At 54.1% G+C, this 1,230-nt stretch carries 1 protein-coding gene and 1 pseudogene; both read right to left on the bottom strand.

What is annotated here, in order from left to right; translation table 11 throughout:
- Positions 1 to 454, bottom strand: a pseudogene (locus tag AC097P_RS24265) (ABC transporter permease); the annotation flags it as partial.
- A partial coding sequence (locus AC097P_RS24270; protein ID WP_479612982.1) for an ABC transporter permease occupies positions 451 to 1,230 on the bottom strand: 780 nt, incomplete at its 5' end. The pseudogene AC097P_RS24265 and the gene AC097P_RS24270, both read right to left, overlap by 4 nt.

Below are 1,230 nucleotides of genomic sequence, written 5' to 3' on the forward strand. Positions count from 1 at the left end.
CCGCTGCCAGCCCGACCGTAATGGATACCTGCGCCCCTTTGATGACTTTGCTGAGCACGTCACGCCCTTGCTGATCGCCGCCAAACGGCAAGGTGTCGGACTTCACGGTGGTGACAGTCTTGTATTTCGTCGCCCGTTCGTTCCACTCTTGGTAGCGTGGTGCAAGAGGGTCTAGGTCGCTCAGATCCGCGTTCGGTCCTGCGACGGTTTCTACCACGGCTGTTTGAGAGCCATCTACAATTTTGCCGACAAAGTGCGGGGGTGCAAACGGTGTGCCCACTTCCTTTTGCCAATCCTTGGCGACCAGACCGAACAGAGCCAACAACACCAAGATAACAAAGCCCAAGGTGATGAACAGCGACACCATGCCGACCCGGTCATTGTTCAGACGCGTCCAAGCCTGCGTCCACACCCCGGGGGATTTAGGCAGCTCTTGCAATAACGAATCGCTCATTTCAACACCACCCTTGGGTCCACAAATTTGTAAAGAACATCGGTAATCAGGTTGATGACCATGGTGAGCATGGCCAGATAAACCGTCACCGCCTGGATCACGGGGTAGTCACTGCGCCCCACCGCCACCACAATCTCGCGACCCAGACCAGGTATCGAGAAAAAGACCTCGATCAGGAATGAGCCAATAAATACACCCGGCAGACTGACCGATACATTCGTCAGAATCGGAATCATGGCGTTGCGTAACACGTGTTTGAGCATGATGGTGTTTTCGGACACGCCTTTGGCCCTTGCAGTACGCACGTAGTCTTGGCCGATTTCATCGAGAAAAAAACTTCGGTAGAGGCGGGTTTGCGGTGCCAAACTGACCAGTACTGCCAGGAACACTGGCAGGGGTGCGTAAGTCATCAAGTTTGTCCAAGTGCTGTTGCTCCAGCCTTGCACCGGGAACCAGCCCAGCACAAAGCCAAACAAATACTGCCCGACGATGATGTAGACCAAAAAGCTGACCGACAGTGCGATGGTAGTAATGATCATGATGGCGCGGTCTGTGAGACTACCCCGCACGTAGGCGACCGCTAAACCCGCAAGAATGGCCAACCCCACTTCAAGCAGCAGGATAGGAATCATGATGGTCAGAGTGGCAGGCAGGCGCGTGGCAAAAATGTTGGAAATAGCTTCGTTCGTGGTCCAGCTTTTGCCCCAATCGAAGGTGACAACCTGTTGCACAAAAATCCAGAGCTGTTGCCATACTGGCTTGTCCAGTCCCAGTTG

The organism is Rhodoferax sp. ZS1R8 (assembly GCF_056521325.1).